Below are 17,436 nucleotides of genomic sequence, written 5' to 3'. Positions count from 1 at the left end.
CGCGTCCGCAAAACCGAAACCGCCCGGCTTTGGCCGGGTTTTTTTTATGGAGGATTGGGAATGCCCAAGACCATTGCCGAACTGCGAAAGCAGCGTGACGCGCTGGCGAAAGAAGCGCGGAACATTCTGGATAAGGACACGGGTGAATATGACGAAGCGCGTGTGGATGAAATCTATGCCGAAATCGACCAGATCGACGGCAAGATCAAGCGCGAGCAGAAGCAGCTCGACCTCGAAGCCCGTCTGAAGTCCGAAGGTGAAGACCCCGATACGCCGTCCAACGGCGGGCGCGGTGGCAATCAGCAGGAAATGCCGGGTGACGAGGTTCGTGCGCAGGTGTTCGGTGCTTACCTGCGCGGTGGTGAACGTGCGGTGAACGCCCTGCCTGAGAACGTGCTTGCGGAGTATTCCCGCCAGGTGCAGGCTGCGCAGTCGACCGGAACCGACAGCGAGGGCGGTTACCTGGTGCCCACCACCTTCTCGGGTGAACTGCTTCAGGCCATGAAAGACTATGGTGGTGTACGGAGCGTGGCGCGCACGATCTCGACCGTAGGTGGCAATGCTCTGGAATGGCCGACCATTGATGAAACTGCCGAGACCGGTGAGTGGATCGCAGAAAACGATTCCGCAACCGACGGCGACCTGTCCTTTGGCACTACCTCGATCGGTGCGCACAAGGCCAGTTCGCGCGTTGTCACCGTACCGTTCGAACTTCTGCAGGATTCCGGTATCGCGGACCTGCCCGGCATGATCAACGGGCTGCTGGCTGCGCGCCTGTCGCGCCTGACCAACACGGCCTATACCGTGGGCAACGGCACCGGAAAGCCAACGGGTGTTGTGAATGGCGCTGGTGCAGGTTACGCCACCGCGACCGGTCTGACCGACAGCTTCACCTGGGATGATCTTTACGAATTGGAACACTCGGTCGATCCGTTCTATCGCCGCGATGCCAGTTGGATGTTCCATGACACCACGCTGAAAATCGCCAAGAAGCTGAAGGACGGCGACAGCCGGCCGATCTGGGTGCCGGGCGTGTCCGGGTCCGCTCCTGCGGAGATCAATGGCTATGGCTACACGATCAACCAGGACATGGCAGAACCGGCGCCTTCGGCAGACTCGATGCTGTTCGGGGATTTCTCGAAGTACCTGATCCGCGACATTATGGACGTTGCGCTCTTCCGTTTCACCGACTCGGCCTACACAAAGAAGGGGCAGGTTGGCTTCATGGCGTGGATGCGCACGGACGGTAAGACGATCCACGCGAACAATGCGGCGATCAAGAAGCTGACCCACGCCGCAAGCTAACCGGCGAAGTAAACTATGACCATGCGCCGTCCGGCATGATCGGGCGGCGCTTCTTTTTGAAATGAAAGGACGCTGATCATGGCGGCAAAGAAGAAAACCGCATCGCAGGACTCGCCCCGGATCATCGTGGCGTTTGCGTTGGAAGATATTGTCGAGGGCGAAGGTGAGGCCGCAAAGACGGTTTGTCACGCGGGCCAGCGACTGGACCTGTCGGAAGACGAATTCAAGGCGCTGGCTGGTGAAAAGCTGTGCGTAGCCGGTGTGCATGTGCGCATGAAAACAGCGGTCGAGGGGCGTAAGTATTCGCTGAAGGTGCGGGATGAGACATGGTTGCACCCGGACGTGGCCGCGGCTTGGGAAAAGGCCGGGATGTGCGCGCCGTGCGGTGCATCGCTTGAGTCGGCGCATACCGAGGCCAAGACCGAAATCGGCGAGTTGAAGGCAGCGCTGGGGGCGCGCGCGGCGGAAATCGAAGACCTGCGCGCGCAGTTGAGCACAGCCCGGTTGGAATTTGCCGCCGTGTCGGTTCAGTTGCATGCCTTCGCGGGTCAGATCACACCAGTCCTGAAGGATGGCGCGGAAGAGGCCGATCTGCTCGAAGGACTGAAAAAACTGGTGGCCATGGTCCCGACCGAAGACGAATTGTCGGGCATGTCTGCCGCGTCGGCTGACTGAACTGGGGGATCGCCTGCATGTGGCTTGAACGGATCTCAGGTGGCGGCGATGATCTGATCGACCTTGCCGCCGCCAAGGCGCATCTGCGGTTGTTGGGCGATGACTTCGATAGCGAGGTCTCGGCGGCGATCAAAGTCGCGTCGGCGCATCTGGATGTGGACGCTGACGGGTTTGGCGGGTTGGGTTTTCCGCTTGTCGATCAGCAATGGTCGGTCAAGGCGGCGGCGTTCACGTCGCAGGTGCTTCGGTTGCCGTTTGCTCGGGTCACCGCTGTGGATGAAATCCGGTATACCGATCCTGACGGTACGGCTCAGGTGGTGCCGTCCTCAGACTATTTGCTGACTCGTCGCGGTCGCGACTGCGTCGTGGTGCTTTTGTCCGGAAAGGTCTGGCCCGCTCTGATCGACAGACCGGACGCGGTTGATATTCGCTTTTCTGCCGGGTTCGCAGATGTTGACTCACTGCCGAGAGACATTGTCGAAGCGGCGAAGCAACTCACCGCATTCCATTTTGAAAATCGTGACGGCGCTGTTGATGAGTCTGCGCGCGAGGGAATTTCGATCTGCGTGGATCGGCTTACACTCCGCTATCGAAAATTTGCGGTGTGATGATGTGTGCCTCGGCAAGTGACTTTGCATGGCGGGTGGGTTTTGAAGAACTCGTCGGCACACCTGATGCTGTGGGTGGGGAGGTACTTGCGCCGGAAGAACGGTTTGAGTGTTGGGCGCGCTTTGTTTTTCTGCGCGGTGGTGAGAGCGTGCTTGCGGGCAGACTGGCGGGCAGGCAGGTCACGGTCGTTACGGTGCGCAGATCCAGTACGACAGCGGCGCTGACGATCGCGACGACCACCCGCTGGCAGATCCGCGATAAGACCACCGACATGGTCTATAACATTCGCGCGGTTGAACCGAACCGGGAAAAGCCGCGTCAGTTTCTCGATTTCCTGTGTGAGAGCAAAACATGAGGGCAGAGTTCAGCATTGCAGGGCTGCGCGAGATTGATAACGTGCTTGCTGCCCTGCCAAAAGCGACATCGAAGGCAGTCGTCAAGCGCGCTCTGAGAAATCAGTTGTTGCCCGTGGCAGACATGGCGAACGGGTTTTGGCCGGGCGCTGATGATGACGTGTTCCAGGTCTCATTGAAGCTCAAATCCGGTCAGCCACGCCCGGATGTGCCGCAATCGGCTGTGACGATGTTCGTAGGCACGTCAAAGCGTCAGGCGCACTTGTTGGAATGGGGTACCGCTCCGCGTTACCACAAGAGCGGGAAGTACGTCGGGGCCGTTGCCCCGCAGCCCATGCTTACACCCTCTTGGGAAGCCCATAAGGATAATATTCTGAATGGGCTTGTCGATGAGTTGCGGCGGGAAATCGACGCTACGATCGCGCGCCGCGCGCGGCGGGGGCTGTGATGGAAGAACACCTTTTCAGCATTCTAGACGCTGCGCTGACGTGCCCTGTCAAATGGGGATATTTCAGCGATGGCGAGGCCATGCCGCGTGTCACCATGATGCGGATGTCGGGTCGCCGGTTTCACACATACAACACCGCCGGATTGATGCAGAGCGTGGTGCAAATAGACTGTTGGGATGAGACTTTTTCGGAAGCGCTCACTGTTTCAAGGCAGGTGCGGGCGTCCCTTGAGGGCTATTCCGGCGGGCCGGTCATCAGCGCGAAGCTGGTTGCCGTCCGAGACACAATTGGTGGCGGCAAAGATGCTGTGTCCCGTGTTTCGCTCACCTTTTCGCTGACTCACAGCGACTGATCCAAGAAAGGAACAATGATGTCTGGAAAGACTGAAACCGCCCCGGCGGACAAAGAACTGATGCCTGATGCCAAGGACAAGAAGCAAAAAAAGGCCCCCGCGCGCGTCGAAGGCGTCAAGCTTGGGCGTCACCCCTTGTCGTCAGATCGTCCGGGACATCCCTATGCGCTGTTCAAGGGACAGGCCCCGGCTATTGGCAAAAAGATGGTCTTCACGATGCCGAACGGCGTGACCTACGAAGGCACCGTTGAAGCCGCCGTCGAAGCGGATGGCGAAGTTCTCGTTGAGTTCAAGGACGGGCTGAAACCCGTGCCTGCAAAGAAATAGGCACCCGCCTATTCACCCGCGCCCGATGGCGCTTTTACCCCTGAAAGGAAAACATCATGGGACATCAAACAGCCAGCGGGGTAACGCTGGGCATTTCGAATACCGCTCCGGCCACGCATGACGAAACCGGCTTTGACGCGCTGACCTTCACGAATGTGGGCGAACTGACCAACGTGGGCGAGTTCGGCAAGGAATGGGCGCTTGTCACCCACAGCCCTCTCGCGTCTCGCGGCGTCAAGAAAAGCAAGGGCGGTTACAACAACGGCACGCTGAACCCGGCGCTTGCGCTGGACCCGGATGATGCGGGGCAGACCGCCATGAAAACGGCTCTGGAGAGTGACAGCAACGCCTATTTTGCGGTCACGCTTCAGGACGGAACGATCTTCTACTTCGAGGGGCTCGTGATGTCTTTCAAGCCGAATATCGGTGGCAATGATGACGTTGTGACGGCGTCTGCTTCGATTGAGATCTCGCCTAGCGCGATCATCGAAAAGGCCGCTGCGTAACCCGCTCTGTGCGGTAGGGCCGGGCGGGGCGTGGTTCACTCCCCCGGCCTGACTGAACCGGAACCACAAGGAAAAAATATGGATTTTGATCGGTTTGACAGTGTTTCGAAGGCAGAAGACGGCTTCGAATATCATGTTCTGTGCGCGGGGACTGGACGCCCGCTTTTTGACAATGACGATGACCCGTACAAGGACAACGGCAAACCCTGTCTGGTCATCATGAAGGGGCGCGAGGCCGCGTCGGTACGCGCCGCGATGCACGAGGCGAAAAAGGCCCGCGCTTTGGAGGTTCGCGGCCAAGAAGAAGATGGTGGTGGCGACGAAAGCAAAGACGTAGATTTTGACGAGGTGCATGATATTTTGGTCAAAGCCGGATGCGCGGTCATCACAGGCTTCAAGAATGTGAATCGCGCCGGAAAGCCCGCGCGCGCGAAGGATGCGGACTGGTTCCTGAATTTGAACCGCTTTGTTGGTCCGAGTGATCACAAGTCATTTGTCGAACAGATCGCATCGGCGGCAAATGATCGTGCACGCGTGTTGGGAAACGTCTCAACAGGCTAACGCTTTACGCTATGCAATCTGGGTTTTTGGACGCTGCCCCGGAAGAATGGGGTGGCGTGACCCGGCGCAAATTCTGGATGCGGGAAGGAATTGACCTGAACCTCCCGAAACTAGGAAGGGTTGCGTACTTTCTTGAGTTTCTGGGGCCATCTGGCGTTGGTTGGTTCCAAAATAGCGGCTTGGGAATTGAGCCTCTGTCGTGGTCGGAAATCCTCAACTTCTCACAGGCTACAGGGACCAAATTGGAGCCTTGGGAGGCGGAGCAAATCAGGGCTTGCAGCGTTGCCTACGTGAGCGGCTATCGGCGTGGCCAGCGCCCTATGGCCGTCAGTCCGGCGTTTGAAGATCACCCAGAAGATGACCCCGGCGTCCAGATAGAGCGGAAGAAAGTAGCGGACCAGGTGAGGGCCGCTTTCAGTCAAAAACCACAGCCAGACGAATAGTCGGGCTGTGGTCACAAGGCCCCCAATGAAAATGAGGCAAATATGGCCCAAGAGATAGGCGCGCTGCGCGCTTCCGCGTCGCTTGACGCTGCCGCGTTTGAGACCGGGGCGAAGGCCGCGCGTTCGGCTTTGCAGTCGATCGGAGTGAGCTTTGACAAGGTATCGCGTGATGCTGTTCGTGATGCCGCAAACATGGCTCAGGCATGGGGGAGTGCGGCGGCAAGCGGTGAAAGCGCTGCGCAAAAGCAAATTGCCGCAATGACGGGGCTGGATCGTGCAAATCGGGCGGCGTCCGCATCAGCCAAGGCATGGGTGTCTCAGCTCAATAGACAGGCGCGGTCTTTTGATCAACTCAGGGCGTCCGTTGACCCGGTTTTTGCCGCGTCCAAGCGATATGAGGCGGCACAGGAGCAGGTCAATCAAGCTGTTCAGTCGGGTGTTATCTCGCAGCAGGAGGCGAGTCATGTTCTGAGCCTTGTTGAAAAGCAGTACCTGGGGACAGGGAAGGCCGCAGCTGGATATGGGGCGCAAGCGAAAGTCGCCACCCATCACACCGCCAACCTTGCTTTCCAGTTCAATGATATCGGAATGATGATGGCCGCAGGCCAAAATCCGTTCATGCTTGCCATGCAGCAGGGTACACAAGTCTCCCAGGTGCTGAACCAGATGGGCGGCGGTGTGAAGTCGGTGCGTGCGGTTGGTGCGGCCATCTTGCAGGTGATCAACCCGACAACGCTCCTGACAATTGGCCTGATTGCCGGGGCCGCCGCCTTTGGACAGTGGGCCGCAGGGGCCATTGGTGCGCGTCGCGATGCGCAAGCCCTGGACGACACAATTTCAGACCTTGAAGCGACCATAGATGAGTATCGCAGTGCGGCTCTGTCTGGGGCGGATGCGACAAAATACATTGCCGACAATTTCGGTATCGTAAATAGCGAGACGATTTTGCTGGCTGAGAAGATGCAGAATCTGCGCATCCGTGAGGTCATGCTCGGGGCGGCAGAGGCTACTGCACTTCTGGCGGATACGTTTTCAGGCAGGTTCGGGTCTGAACTTGCCAGGATTGAGAAACTGATCCCGCCGGATTGGATGGATGACCAGGCCGTGAGCGCGAAGAGGCTGGCGTCCGCCTTAGAGGCGGTTCGTCAGGCGACTTCGATTGACGATCAGCTGGCCGCTGTCATTGGGCTTCGTGAGAATTTCGAAGCGATTACCGGCGGTCTTGGACGAATGACCGAAGAGCAGAGAAACTTCTATCGGGAAATTCTGGAAACGGAAGCGTCACTGAGCCGCGCGGCCAATTTGACATATGATGCTGAAGCGGCCTCAGAGGCATGGGCGGGGGCGATGTCCGGTGTCCGCGTAGAAGTGAATGCAATCCTCTCGCTTTTGGAAAGCATCGGAGGCGGGGCGCTTTCTAACGCGGCAAAGCAAGCGGAAATCAACGCACTTCGGGCTGGAAAGTCCATACGAGAGGCGTCTTTCGAGGCTGTCAGGCTCAAAAAGACTGTTGAATTTGATGCTGAGGAGGCTGGAGCAAGCAACATCTTTGAGCGTTTTGCAGTCGATGTGAAACGTTTCCAGTTCGAGCATGGCTTGGCTCTTGATGCTGTTCTCGACAAAGAGCGCGAAGCCGCGCGCGAACGTGAACGTCTGGCAAACAAGGCTGACACGGGCTCGGCATCAAAGTCCGCAATTGCTGCGTTGCAAGCTGAGCTGGCGAGCCGCGCAGCATTGCTCGGCATGACCAAAAAACAGCGTCGAGAGTATGAGGCTCTCGCCGGTGTTTACAAGCGCCTCGGCAAAGAAGCCGACAAGATGAGCGGTGAGCAGATCGAGGCAATGGCGATGCAGCTCATTGCCATCGAAGATGCCGAAACTGCAATGCAACGTGTCGTTGATCTGCAGGGGCAGTGGAGTCAGCAGATCACAAGAACCGCTTTCGAAGGCGGCAGCCTTGGCGACACCATTTCAGGGATGCTCAAAGACATTGGGTACCAGTTCGCACACGCGAAAGTCGTTTTGCCGGTCGTTGCCAGCGTAACGAGTGTTCTGGGTCTTGATCAAATCTTGCTTGGATCTTCTGGCGGCTTGGCTGGTGTTGGAGGCAGCGCGCCTGACGGCTTTCTCGGGGGGCTGCTTGGTGGACTCGGTGGCAGCGGCGGCTTTTTGGGGGGTATCGGCTCCGGTCTCGCGGGCGTTTTTTCCGGCGGCGGCTTGTCTTCGTCTTTCGCCAACCTTGGGGGCCTTGTGAGCGGGTCCATCGGGGGGCTTGGCGCGATCGGCGCAGCGATCCCGGCGATCGGTCTGGTCGCTTTGGCGTTCTCGGCGCTGATCGGCAAAACCAAGGTTCTGAATAGCGGTTTGCGGATCACGGTCGACGAGTACGACGCTTTGATCCAGTCTTTCGTGAAGACCAAAACCACGCGGTTGTTCGGGCTGATCTCTTCGAAGAAAACCAAGGTCGGCGCGCTCGATGACGAGACGGTTGGGCCGATCCTTTCCGCGCTGTCGGACATCCAGATGGGCGTCGTTGATATGGCGGATGTGCTGGGTTTTGGCGCCGATGCGTTTGCCGGGTTCGCCACGACTCTGGATGTTTCCCTCAAAGGGCTGGACGACGACGAAAAGGCCGAGGCTGTTGCAAAAGCCCTTGGCGAGATCGGCGACGAAATGGCGCTCATGCTGCCTGGTCTGGAAGGTCTGATCGAGGAAGGGGAAACCGCGACCCAAACGCTGACTCGCCTGACCACCACGCTGACCGCCGTGCAGAGCGTGTCCGACACTCTGGGGCATGTCTTTGATCTCGTGGGTATCTCGGGCGCGTCGGCGGCGTCTGATCTGGTCGCGGCGTTTGGCGGGCTGGATGCCTACAACACCGCCACCACGACATATTTCCAAAGCTTCTATACCGAGGCCGAGCGGATTGAGACCATGACCCGGCAGGCAACCGATGCCCTGACCGACATGAACCTCGCGATGCCGCAAAGCCGCGCCGAATACCGGGCGATGATCGAGGCCATCGACCTGACCACCGATAGCGGTCGGGAAATGTATGCCGCGCTCGTCGGCATGGCTTCGACGTTCGATCAGATCCTCCCGTCCGTGACGCAATTCACCGAAGTGATCGCCGGTCTGGTGGGCAGCTCGTCGTCCTTGGTTCAGCAGATGATCAGCGAGACCAACAGCCTGATCAGTGCGTCCGACCGGGCGGCGCAGGCGTGGTATGCCGCAGCGGATAACTTGCGCGACCTGATCATGACGCTGATCAATGCGCGTGGCTCGACCCTCACCCCGGCGCAACAGGTTTCGGCAAACCGGAATCTGACGCAAAGCCTGTACCAAGCGGCGTTGGGTGGTGATGTCGACGCGGCGCGCAGCTTTGGTGGGGCGGCTCAGGACTATCTTGATGCTGTGCGCAATACCGCCGGATCGTATGCGGACTACAAGCGCGCCGAAGGGCAAATCCGCGCGCAGGCCAAGTTCCTGACCGGGATCAGCGAACTTGAAGGCGCCTCGCAAGACGCGATTGTCACGCTGGCCGAACAGCAGCTCGGCGTCCTGAACAATCTCAACGACTATCTGCAATCGGTGGAGGAAATCGACCCCGACGATCTCGAAGGCTTCGTGCAATCCCTCGAGTCGCTGCAAGTCGCCATCAAGGAAGCGGAGATGTTCTCCTACGACTTCCTGAAAGAGCGCTTGCAGGTGACGGTGGACCTGATCCCGACTGCGGACGTGCCGGAAGATGTGCGCGATCTCATGGCAGCTGCAACCACAGGGATTCAGAGCACCATCGACTTTGCGGTCCACGCCGACGATCTGACACCCGATCTGCGCTGGCTGGCTGTCTCGCAGGCGTCCCGACACTTGACCACCATCGACTTTGCCTTGGGCGACGAGCTTGAAGAGGACACCGCGCGGCTTGCGCTGATGTCCTCGGGGTCGATCACGCGCACGGTCAACGCAGTGATCAACAACGATCTGAGTCAGGATGAAATGCGGCTGGCTCTTGCTGGCAACAGCGAGCTTGCCCGAGTGGTCAATGTCGCGCTGTCGAGCGATGCAGAGCAAGAGGCCATTCACCTCGCCTTGCAGAACGCCGGGACATATGCCGTGAGTGTGCGCGCGGCACTGGATGCGTCGGATCAGGTGCGCCAGATCGTCTTCACCGATGGCAGCTCCTATGCCGCAATGATCGAGGCCGCATTCAGCAACAAATTGACCGACGATCAGCGTCGTGTGCTGCTCGAACAGCAAGGGGAATACGCGGTGAACGTGCTGGCGACTCTGAGCCAGGACATTCCAGCCCCGATTCAATCGCTCTTGCTGGACGCCAACACGGCGGCGATCCGCGCGATCACGATCAGCTTTGTCTTTGGTGACGACCTGACCCAAGAAGAGCGCTGGACGCTCATGCATGACGGGCGCGAGATCCTGCAAACCCTGAATCTCGCGGTCAACCCGATGTCGGTGACATCGCTCGATGTCCTTCTACTGGATCAGCTTGCGGTTGGAAGCGGCGCGGTGACGCGGGCGGTGATTGCCGAGATGTGGGGCATGTCGAAGATCGGCCGCAATGGTCAAGGCTATCTGGGCCAGCTCGAAGCCGGAAATGGGGCCGTGACGCGGGCCGTGCGCGGTCAGATGTGGCTCGACAAGATCGGGCCGCGCGGTGTGGATTATCTCGGCCAGCTGTATCTGGGTGACGGGCCGACCACGCGGGCAATTCGGGGCGGCATGTGGCTGGATCATATCGGGCAACGCGGCAATGCGTATTTTGCCCAGCTGACAGCCGGTGGCGGGTCGGTCACACGCGCAATCAAAGGGGCCACGTGGCTCGACAAGATTGGTGGCGCCGGAAAGTCCTACCTCGGGCAGCTTTTCACCGGAGACGGTTCGGTTCTGCGCGCCGTGAAAGGCGCGACGTGGCTTGACAAGATCGGCGCCAAGGGAAGCAACTATCTCGCGCAACTGATCGAGGGCAATGGCTCTGTCATCCGCGCTGTGAAGGGGGAGACCTGGCTCGACAAGATTGGGGCGTTCGGGAAATCCTACCTTTCGCAACTGTTTGTCGGAAGCGGGTCGATCACCCGCGCGATCAAGGGCGCGGTTGATGTCGGCGGGCTGTCTGGTCTTGGCAGCACGTTCCTTGCGCAACTGGCCGCGAAGACCAGCACGGTCCAGAAGATCATCGAAGGCATTGTCGACATATCGGGCCTTTCCAAGAAAGAGCAGACGCTTCTGAGCATGGTAACGGGGGCCGTGGCCGGCACGGTCATGCTCGGCGGCGCGGTGTCCTTTGATCCGAGCAAGGATTTCACCAACTGGTTTGGGGATGTGCTGGATGACGGGATCACGTCGCCTTTGTCTGATCTGACCACGGAACTGACCGGGAGCCTGTCTGAACTGGTGCAGGCGGTGCAGGATCACGAGTCCGCGCTGGCCAGCATTCAGGACAGCACCAAGCAGGCGCAGATCGACAGCATCATCGCGGGCCTTCAGACGAACAACCGCGGCATGTCCTTCGCCAACGATGGCCAGATCCTCGCGCTTGCGAACCTCATGGGGATCGACACGCAAAACCGGGACATCGGCAATGTGATGTGGGACGTGGCGCAGCGCAGCCAATTTGATGCGCTTGAGCGCTTCTATTACGACCCGACAGGCGTGGCGGCGCAGCGCTTCATGGATGGTCTCGCCCCCGACTCCGGTTCGCAATACACGCGATCCGACTTCAAGGTGGTCGTCAATCCCGACAAGCCGTGGCTTCGCGACGTGACCGGGCCGCTTGGCAAGACTTTCCATCAAGTCGGCATCAATCGGATGCGTGAGCTGATCGACGGGGTGGTGCTTGGGACGATCCCGGCCTTTGCCTCTGGCGGCGTCCACGGCGGTGGCTGGGCGATGGTGGGCGAGCGTGGGCCCGAGCTGGCCTATATGCCCCCGGCCCGCGTCTACAGTGCGCCTCAGACGCGCGACATGCTGTCCTCGGGCGAATTGCGCGAACTCCTCACGGAAATCCGGCTGATGCGACAGGAGCAACGCCAGCTCGGGCTGCGCAGTGACCGGCACCAGAAGAAAACTGCTGACATCCTCGACAAGTGGGATGTCATCGGATTGCCGCAGGAGCAGACATGAAGATCATTTCACCCATCACGATGACTGACGCGATCCTGACTTCCTCAAACGTGCCGGAAACGGATTATGACGAATGGGATGTGTCCACGACCTACGCCACCGGCGATTACGTGATCTCGACCAGTTCGCACAAGGTCTACCAGTCGGCGGTTTCGTCCAATCTCGGGAATGATCCGACCACCGACGATGGGTCGAACTGGACCGAGATCAGCTCAACAAACCGATGGAAAGCGTTTGACTCTACGATCTCGGATCAGGTGTCAAAATCCGGCTCGATCACCTATTCGATCTCGCCGGCAAGCTTGGTAACGGGGATCGCGTTCTTCGGGCTGGATGCGTCTGAGGTGCGGGTGCAGGTCTTTGACACGGAAAGCCCGGCCAACGAGATTTTCGACACCACCACAAGCCTAGTGGATACCGGAGAGATCGTCGACTGGTTCACGTTCTTCACCACCGACTTGACCGACTACGACACCGAGGCGCAATTCGTCGGCATCCCCGCATATGCCGGGTATCAGATCGACATCACAGTGGGGGATGGGACCGGCACAGCCAAAGTGGGCCTGATCGCGCTTGGCCGGGTCATCGAGATCGGCAAGACGCTCGATGGAACCTCGGTCGGGATCACGGATTTCTCCATTAAGGAGCAAAACGATTTTGGCATCCTCTCGATTGTCGAGCGCGGCTTTGCCGACAAGACGAGCTTTCAATTTTCGCTTCCGACCGATGACGTGAGGCGCGTCAAGCGGGTGCTGACTTCCTTGCGCGCGACTCCGGCAGTGTACTTCGCAGACGAAGACCTGACCCAGATGGGGGCCACCGTGTTCGGCTACTACGACGACTTTGAAATTCCGCTCTCAGCAGGCGGTGTTTCCATTGCAACCCTCGAAATCAAAGGACTGATCTAATGGGCGTGACTATCACGGGCGCACCGACTCTTCCGAGCATCAACGACCCGGCGACCTTCAATGACCGCGCGCTGTCGCTGTTCACGTGGCTGACCGGGAGTTTCATCACCCAGATCGAAAACATGGACGCGAACGACTATTTTTCGGTTCAATCTGACGCTGTCGATACCACCTCTGGCCGCGTTCTGACTGTCGGGGCCTTTGGCCTCGGAGAAGACGCCGGGCCGGTGATCTCCAGTTTCGACACACACACGACGAGCGGGTTTTACACGGCCTATGGCGGTGGCCATGCCAGTGCCACCCCCGGCACTAACCCGTTCTCGTCCTATAACGGGGCTCTGGCGCTTCTAGCAGGGTCGTCGGTCAATGGCGACAATGACGATTTTCTTTGGCAGATCGCCATGAAATACACGGCCAATGTGCAGGAAATGAAAGTGCGGGTGGCCACGGCGTTAGGGTGGAACGACTGGCTGTCGGTCCCCTTGACCGACTCCTCTGGGAATTTGGGCATTGGCACTGACACCCCCACGCGAAAGCTCTATGTTGCTGGCACCTTTGGAGTGTCTGGCGCTGCGACTTTTGAGGCGTTTGCGACTTTCGAAACAACTACTGTTTTTGACGGTGGCATTTATTCGGACAGCCCGGCAGATGCGATCAAGGGCATGCTGCGCGCGCGTGACAGTGGCGGCAACAACGCAGGCCAGCTCGTCGCGGATGGCTTCGACGGGGTCGGGGGGCGATCCACCTGGACCTTCCAGGGCACGATCGAGGATGTCATTTTCGACATGAATGGCGATGTCGGTATTGGGCAGACATCACCGACTGGGCGGTTTGACGTCAGGCAGCCCGCTTCGGGGAGTCCTGGTATCAAGGGTCTGGCGTCCAGCGCCTCTTTCACCAACGCTGTGACTGCCCTCAGTTGCTCTACCGCCGCATCGTCGGCCTTCAACTTTTTGACCGCCTACAGCTCCGGTGGCGATCTCGAATTTAAGCTTTCGGGCAACGGCAATGGCACATGCGACGGCTCGTGGACTGGCGGTGGCGCCGACTATGCCGAGTATTTCGAATGGGCCGATGGCAACCCGGGCGCCGAAGATCGGCGCGGGCTTTCGGTGGTGCTGGACGGTGACAAGATTCGCCCGGCGAAATCTGGCGAAACACCGATTGGCGTGATCAGTGCAAATCCCAGTGTGATTGGCGATGGTGATATCGATCGCTGGAAAGGCAAATTTTTGCGCGACGATTACGGCGAGCACATCCTTGAAGACTGTGACGTGATCGAATGGATCGAAGAGGTCACGGAAGAGGTGGACGGGGAAAAGACGTCTCGCGACCTCCCGCACAGCTATCCCGAGGACGAAATCCCCGAGGGCCTGACACCGCCCAAGGATGCGACCCGCAAGACGCTTCAGCGCCGCATGATCGACCCGGCCTATGATCCCGACATGCCCTATGTGCCGCGCGCCGAGCGGCCTGAATGGTCCACGGTCGGTCTCATGGGCAAGCTGCGGCTGCGCAAAGGCCAGCCGGTCGACCCTCGCTGGATCAAAATGCGCGACGTGAGCGCGGACGTCGAGGAATGGCTCGTCCGCTGATCGGCACCCCCAATCGAAAGAGCACAAGCAAAACGGCCCGCTTCTGGGCCTGAGCATCCCCGAGTCGGGCGGCGGGACAGGCCCAAATCCCCGACAAGCAGACGGAAAGCTGACATGTCAAAACCAATCGAGTTCTACTTGGCCATCGGTGCCGCCACCGCCTATGTGCTCAATCGCGCGAAGGATCATACGATCATCCAGCGCACAATCATGGCTGGTGTGAGCTATGTCTTGGCCTATTCGCTTTCCGAAGATGTCGCCGCAATGGTCGGCTGGTCCGAAGCGATCGTCGGCGTGATCATCGCGACCCTTGCCTATCCCATTCTTGATATTGCCACGGCCTTCGTGAGCGACCGCGCGCTAATCTTCGACATCCTCAAGGGGAGGCTGAAAAAATGACCCACACCCGCCGGGCGCTGATGCGCCACAACAATCTTGCGACGTGGCTAATGCTGGCCTTTGCCGCCTATGTCACGCTTCCACAGATTGTCATGCCTTGGCTTTTCATCGACCTGCGATCCGTTGAAGTCGAAGTGATCGACGGGGAACCTGTGGTCACGGCCGACCGGATCATCCGGCAGGATTTCCAAGGCACATATCAGGTGACGGTGCGAACCGCCGCACATGAGCGGATCTGTGTCGCTGAGCCTGCCAAAAAGTGGTCGCCCTACGAGTCCGAGGCGTCAGGCATCAATCCACTGGTCAAGCCGCTCTGGTGGTGGCTGGGATCGAAAGCCGACTATGAGCGCTGTGTGGGGCGCGGCATGACGAACGGCGTTTTCTACATCAACACGTGCCACTCGGCGCTCTGGAAAGGGATCGAGTTCGGCCCGCGGTGCGTCACGTCAAACACTTTCCGATTGAAGTGAAGATTCAGGCCCTCGCACCGCGAAGATGTCCTCAAACCATGAAAGGTTGAACAATGAAACTGACTGAAAACTGGCGCCGCAACCTGCTGCTTTCCTACACTGTCTGGGCGTTCTATGCGCTCGCCGCAATCATCGTGGCGCCGGATGTGATCTACGTCTGGACCGGGATCGACACCAATCCGAAGGTCTGGTCGGTGCTGGCCCTCCTGACGATCATTCTTGGCCTGATCGGGCGCTTCATCATCCAGACCCGCGAGGGGCGCTGGCGGCGTCGATCCGTGGTCGGCCTGATCATCCTTGCCACGGCATTCTTCGCGCTCCCGGCGCTGGCGCAGACGACCGAGCGTCAGACCATGCGCGTCCTCATGCCGCTGGTCATCAAGTGGGAAGGTGAACACCGATGCGCGGACGATCCCGCGATTCACTGTGCCTATGCCGACATTGTGGGGGTGCCGACGATCTGCTTTGGCGAGACCAAAGGGGTGAATCTGGGCGACCGGGCGACCGACGCGGAGTGTCGCGCCATGCTGCAAGACCGGCTGGCCAATGACTTCCGGGCCGGGCTGCATGAGTATTTCACATCGTCGACAAAGGCGCGCCGCCTGACACCAGAGAGGGACGCGGCCTATGTCTCTCTGTCCTATAACGTGGGCATCCGGGGGACAGGGCGCAGCACCGCCACACGCCGCCTGAATGCGGGTGACGTTGCTGGGGGGTGCACCGCTCTGACCTGGTGGAACAAGGCCGGGCGCCGCGTTGTGCGCGGGCTGGTGCGGCGTCGGGCGGATGAATACCGACTTTGCATGGTGGGGGCGTCGTGATTTCCGCAAAGCTACTCCCATGGGCGATCCTCGCCGCCATTGCGCTGGCGGGGCTGTCGGGGTGGCAAGGCTATCGCATGGGCTATTCCGCTGCGGAGGATGACAAGCGGGCCGAACTGCTGGCCCAGATCGAGGCGGGGCAAAAGCTGGACGACGCCCGGCGCAAGATAGCGCAAGAGCGCGACCAGCTGGCCCGAGAATTGGAGGAACGAGCCTATGCGGACCCTGTTGTTTGTGAGCGGTGTCTTGGTCCTGGGCGGGTGCGCCGCCTCAACGCCATACGTTAAGAGCGCGGACCCGTGCAACAAGCCAGTGGTAATTCCAGCGGGTGGTGTGTCGGATCGTCAGGTGGAGATCCTTTGGTCGCGTGATCGGCGCGCGCTTCTGGACTGTGCAGACAAGGTGGAGACCTTGAGTGGGCGGAAGGTAGGTGAACGGTGATGTATCCCAATGGAATCGAAAGAAAGCTGGCAAGGTTGTTCCCGCATTACGGATGGGCGCATATGTTTGTGTCGCTGGTGATATCGGTCGCGGCGTTGGCCGTGGCACTTGTATTGTCTCGCGCTCTTGCTATGCCCGCGATCTACGTTCTGGCGGTGGTGGTAGGTCCAATGTTCTACGCGGGGCGCGAGTTCGTCCAGTGGAAGATGCTGGACCGGTTCGACCGGCGCGGCTTCTGGTGGCCGGTGACGGGCGGGCTCATTGCTCTGGCCTTGATCTGGGCGCTCACCGCGTCAAGCGCGTCGGCGCAGGCTAACTGCCTCCCAAGCGCAGATCTGGCGGCGGCACTCCGCGCCAAGTATGGCGAGAGTGTCACCGGCTCGGGCCTGACCCGCATTCAGGGCGGCGTTCCGGCGTTGCTGCAAGTCTGGATATCTCCTGAGAGCGGCACGTTTACCGTGGTCATCGTGCGGGCGTCCGGGCTGGCCTGTGTCATGGCGGCTGGCGAAAACTGGATGGTCATGGAGCCTTTGGCCCCGCCTGACGATCCGACTTAGGCGCTAATCATCCCCCGCATCCCTGATTGCCATGAGTAGCGCCATTGCTCCTGCTGCGAGATCGGCCCCAGGGGGCAAGGGGTGTTCACCATTATCGGCAGTCACGTTGTTTTTGACGCGGCGGTCCATCAGGGCCGGTTCCAGCATCGCGCTGGCGTGATCCGCTGCGGCCTCGATGCGCGCATACAGGTCAGCCAGCGCCTCCCACTTATCATCACCGACGAGGCTCTTGCCGCGCGGTACAGCGGCGATTAATCAACTAGGAAAGGGTGTTCCACAGTACCCAAAAACGCGCCACCGCAAATCCTGCTTGGTCGCGCCGTGCCCAGCTGGTCGAAAGGCTGGCGGGGCTTTTTGCGTTTTGTACGCAAATTGTACGGGGGGAATCGAACGTTCCCTGCATGTTCTCGCAAGTTTCTGCGGGGTCCGATTTGGGATGTTTGCTAAACCCCTTTGAAATATAGGGATTTCTGGTGCTGCTGGGGAGGATTGAACTCCCGACCTCACCCTTACCAAGGGTGCGC

The 17,436-nt window shown here is 59.6% G+C and carries 18 protein-coding genes; all 18 read left to right on the top strand.

What is annotated here, in order from left to right; all coding sequences use genetic code 11:
• Positions 1-60: 60 nt before the first annotated feature.
• Positions 61-1,305 carry a phage major capsid protein gene (locus I3253_RS18595; protein ID WP_197919319.1) on the top strand — a complete coding sequence of 415 codons (1,245 nt, stop codon included), beginning with the start codon at positions 61-63 and terminating at the stop codon, positions 1,303-1,305.
• 78 nt (positions 1,306-1,383) lie between these two features.
• Entirely contained in the window at positions 1,384-1,980 is a 597-nt protein-coding gene (locus I3253_RS18590) for a hypothetical protein (protein ID WP_197919318.1), read from the top strand.
• A 17-nt stretch (positions 1,981-1,997) separates the two neighbouring features.
• On the top strand, positions 1,998-2,588 hold the full coding sequence (locus tag I3253_RS18585; protein ID WP_197919317.1) for a head-tail connector protein: 591 nt from the start codon (positions 1,998-2,000) through the stop codon (positions 2,586-2,588).
• The gene (locus tag I3253_RS18580) at positions 2,588-2,944 is read left to right on the top strand and encodes a head-tail adaptor protein (protein WP_456300824.1); all 357 of its coding nucleotides are present in this window, start codon (positions 2,588-2,590) and stop codon (positions 2,942-2,944) included. The genes I3253_RS18585 and I3253_RS18580 overlap by 1 nt, the downstream gene beginning before the upstream one ends.
• The gene (locus I3253_RS18575) at positions 2,941-3,390 is read left to right on the top strand and encodes a hypothetical protein (protein ID WP_197919315.1); all 450 of its coding nucleotides are present in this window, start codon (positions 2,941-2,943) and stop codon (positions 3,388-3,390) included. The genes I3253_RS18580 and I3253_RS18575 overlap by 4 nt, the downstream gene beginning before the upstream one ends.
• Positions 3,390-3,743: a DUF3168 domain-containing protein gene (locus I3253_RS18570; RefSeq protein ID WP_197919314.1), complete on the top strand. Its 354-nt coding sequence runs from the start codon at positions 3,390-3,392 to the stop codon at positions 3,741-3,743. The genes I3253_RS18575 and I3253_RS18570 overlap by 1 nt, the downstream gene beginning before the upstream one ends.
• A gap of 18 nt (positions 3,744-3,761) precedes the next feature.
• The gene (locus I3253_RS18565; RefSeq protein ID WP_232272197.1) at positions 3,762-4,070 is read left to right on the top strand and encodes a hypothetical protein; all 309 of its coding nucleotides are present in this window, start codon (positions 3,762-3,764) and stop codon (positions 4,068-4,070) included.
• 56 nt (positions 4,071-4,126) lie between these two features.
• Positions 4,127-4,576 (top strand): hypothetical protein, encoded by a 450-nt coding sequence (locus I3253_RS18560; protein WP_197919313.1) that lies wholly within the window; start codon positions 4,127-4,129, stop codon positions 4,574-4,576.
• Positions 4,577-4,654: 78 nt separating this feature from the next.
• Complete coding sequence (locus tag I3253_RS18555) at positions 4,655-5,137, top strand: hypothetical protein (protein ID WP_197919312.1); 483 nt, start codon at positions 4,655-4,657, stop codon at positions 5,135-5,137.
• A gap of 485 nt (positions 5,138-5,622) precedes the next feature.
• Positions 5,623-11,721 carry a phage tail length tape measure family protein gene (locus I3253_RS18550; RefSeq protein WP_197919311.1) on the top strand — a complete coding sequence of 2,033 codons (6,099 nt, stop codon included), beginning with the start codon at positions 5,623-5,625 and terminating at the stop codon, positions 11,719-11,721.
• Positions 11,718-12,629: an ACT domain-containing protein gene (locus I3253_RS18545; RefSeq protein ID WP_197919310.1), complete on the top strand. Its 912-nt coding sequence runs from the start codon at positions 11,718-11,720 to the stop codon at positions 12,627-12,629. Before I3253_RS18550 ends, I3253_RS18545 begins: the two co-directional genes overlap by 4 nt.
• Positions 12,629-14,224, top strand: a complete 1,596-nt coding sequence (locus tag I3253_RS18540) for a peptidase G2 autoproteolytic cleavage domain-containing protein (RefSeq protein ID WP_197919309.1) — start codon at positions 12,629-12,631, stop codon at positions 14,222-14,224. Before I3253_RS18545 ends, I3253_RS18540 begins: the two co-directional genes overlap by 1 nt.
• 114 nt (positions 14,225-14,338) lie before the next feature.
• Positions 14,339-14,623 (top strand): hypothetical protein, encoded by a 285-nt coding sequence (locus I3253_RS18535; protein WP_197919308.1) that lies wholly within the window; start codon positions 14,339-14,341, stop codon positions 14,621-14,623.
• Positions 14,620-15,093 carry a hypothetical protein gene (locus I3253_RS18530; protein WP_197919307.1) on the top strand — a complete coding sequence of 158 codons (474 nt, stop codon included), beginning with the start codon at positions 14,620-14,622 and terminating at the stop codon, positions 15,091-15,093. Before I3253_RS18535 ends, I3253_RS18530 begins: the two co-directional genes overlap by 4 nt.
• 53 nt (positions 15,094-15,146) lie before the next feature.
• Positions 15,147-15,914 (top strand): lysozyme, encoded by a 768-nt coding sequence (locus I3253_RS18525; RefSeq protein WP_197919306.1) that lies wholly within the window; start codon positions 15,147-15,149, stop codon positions 15,912-15,914.
• Positions 15,911-16,201, top strand: coding sequence for a hypothetical protein (locus tag I3253_RS18520; protein WP_197919305.1), 291 nt, complete (start codon positions 15,911-15,913; stop codon positions 16,199-16,201). The genes I3253_RS18525 and I3253_RS18520 overlap by 4 nt, the downstream gene beginning before the upstream one ends.
• A 153-nt stretch (positions 16,202-16,354) precedes the next feature.
• On the top strand, positions 16,355-16,912 hold the full coding sequence (locus I3253_RS18515; protein ID WP_197919304.1) for a hypothetical protein: 558 nt from the start codon (positions 16,355-16,357) through the stop codon (positions 16,910-16,912).
• A gap of 81 nt (positions 16,913-16,993) precedes the next feature.
• Positions 16,994-17,167, top strand: coding sequence for a hypothetical protein (locus tag I3253_RS18510; RefSeq protein ID WP_197919303.1), 174 nt, complete (start codon positions 16,994-16,996; stop codon positions 17,165-17,167).
• Positions 17,168-17,436 lie beyond the last annotated feature (269 nt).

This window comes from Thiosulfatihalobacter marinus, assembly GCF_016019955.1.
GTDB classification, from domain to species: Bacteria; Pseudomonadota; Alphaproteobacteria; order Rhodobacterales; family Rhodobacteraceae; genus Shimia; species Shimia marinus_A.
The sequence above is the reverse complement of the archived record's forward strand: the minus strand, read 5'-3'. Positions and strand labels throughout refer to the sequence as shown.

Excerpts from the sequence above, each read along its gene's own strand:
- I3253_RS18595 (WP_197919319.1), top strand. The coding sequence starts at position 61 with ATGCCCAAGACCATTGCCGAACTGCGAAAGCAGCGTGACGCGCTGGCG.
- I3253_RS18590 (WP_197919318.1), top strand. The coding sequence starts at position 1,384 with ATGGCGGCAAAGAAGAAAACCGCATCGCAGGACTCGCCCCGGATCATC.
- I3253_RS18585 (WP_197919317.1), top strand. The coding sequence starts at position 1,998 with ATGTGGCTTGAACGGATCTCAGGTGGCGGCGATGATCTGATCGACCTT.
- I3253_RS18580 (WP_456300824.1), top strand. The coding sequence starts at position 2,588 with ATGATGTGTGCCTCGGCAAGTGACTTTGCATGGCGGGTGGGTTTTGAA.
- I3253_RS18575 (WP_197919315.1), top strand. The coding sequence starts at position 2,941 with ATGAGGGCAGAGTTCAGCATTGCAGGGCTGCGCGAGATTGATAACGTG.
- I3253_RS18570 (WP_197919314.1), top strand. The coding sequence starts at position 3,390 with ATGGAAGAACACCTTTTCAGCATTCTAGACGCTGCGCTGACGTGCCCT.
- I3253_RS18565 (WP_232272197.1), top strand. The coding sequence starts at position 3,762 with ATGTCTGGAAAGACTGAAACCGCCCCGGCGGACAAAGAACTGATGCCT.
- I3253_RS18560 (WP_197919313.1), top strand. The coding sequence starts at position 4,127 with ATGGGACATCAAACAGCCAGCGGGGTAACGCTGGGCATTTCGAATACC.
- I3253_RS18555 (WP_197919312.1), top strand. The coding sequence starts at position 4,655 with ATGGATTTTGATCGGTTTGACAGTGTTTCGAAGGCAGAAGACGGCTTC.
- I3253_RS18550 (WP_197919311.1), top strand. The coding sequence starts at position 5,623 with ATGGCCCAAGAGATAGGCGCGCTGCGCGCTTCCGCGTCGCTTGACGCT.
- I3253_RS18545 (WP_197919310.1), top strand. The coding sequence starts at position 11,718 with ATGAAGATCATTTCACCCATCACGATGACTGACGCGATCCTGACTTCC.
- I3253_RS18540 (WP_197919309.1), top strand. The coding sequence starts at position 12,629 with ATGGGCGTGACTATCACGGGCGCACCGACTCTTCCGAGCATCAACGAC.
- I3253_RS18535 (WP_197919308.1), top strand. The coding sequence starts at position 14,339 with ATGTCAAAACCAATCGAGTTCTACTTGGCCATCGGTGCCGCCACCGCC.
- I3253_RS18530 (WP_197919307.1), top strand. The coding sequence starts at position 14,620 with ATGACCCACACCCGCCGGGCGCTGATGCGCCACAACAATCTTGCGACG.
- I3253_RS18525 (WP_197919306.1), top strand. The coding sequence starts at position 15,147 with ATGAAACTGACTGAAAACTGGCGCCGCAACCTGCTGCTTTCCTACACT.
- I3253_RS18515 (WP_197919304.1), top strand. The coding sequence starts at position 16,355 with ATGTATCCCAATGGAATCGAAAGAAAGCTGGCAAGGTTGTTCCCGCAT.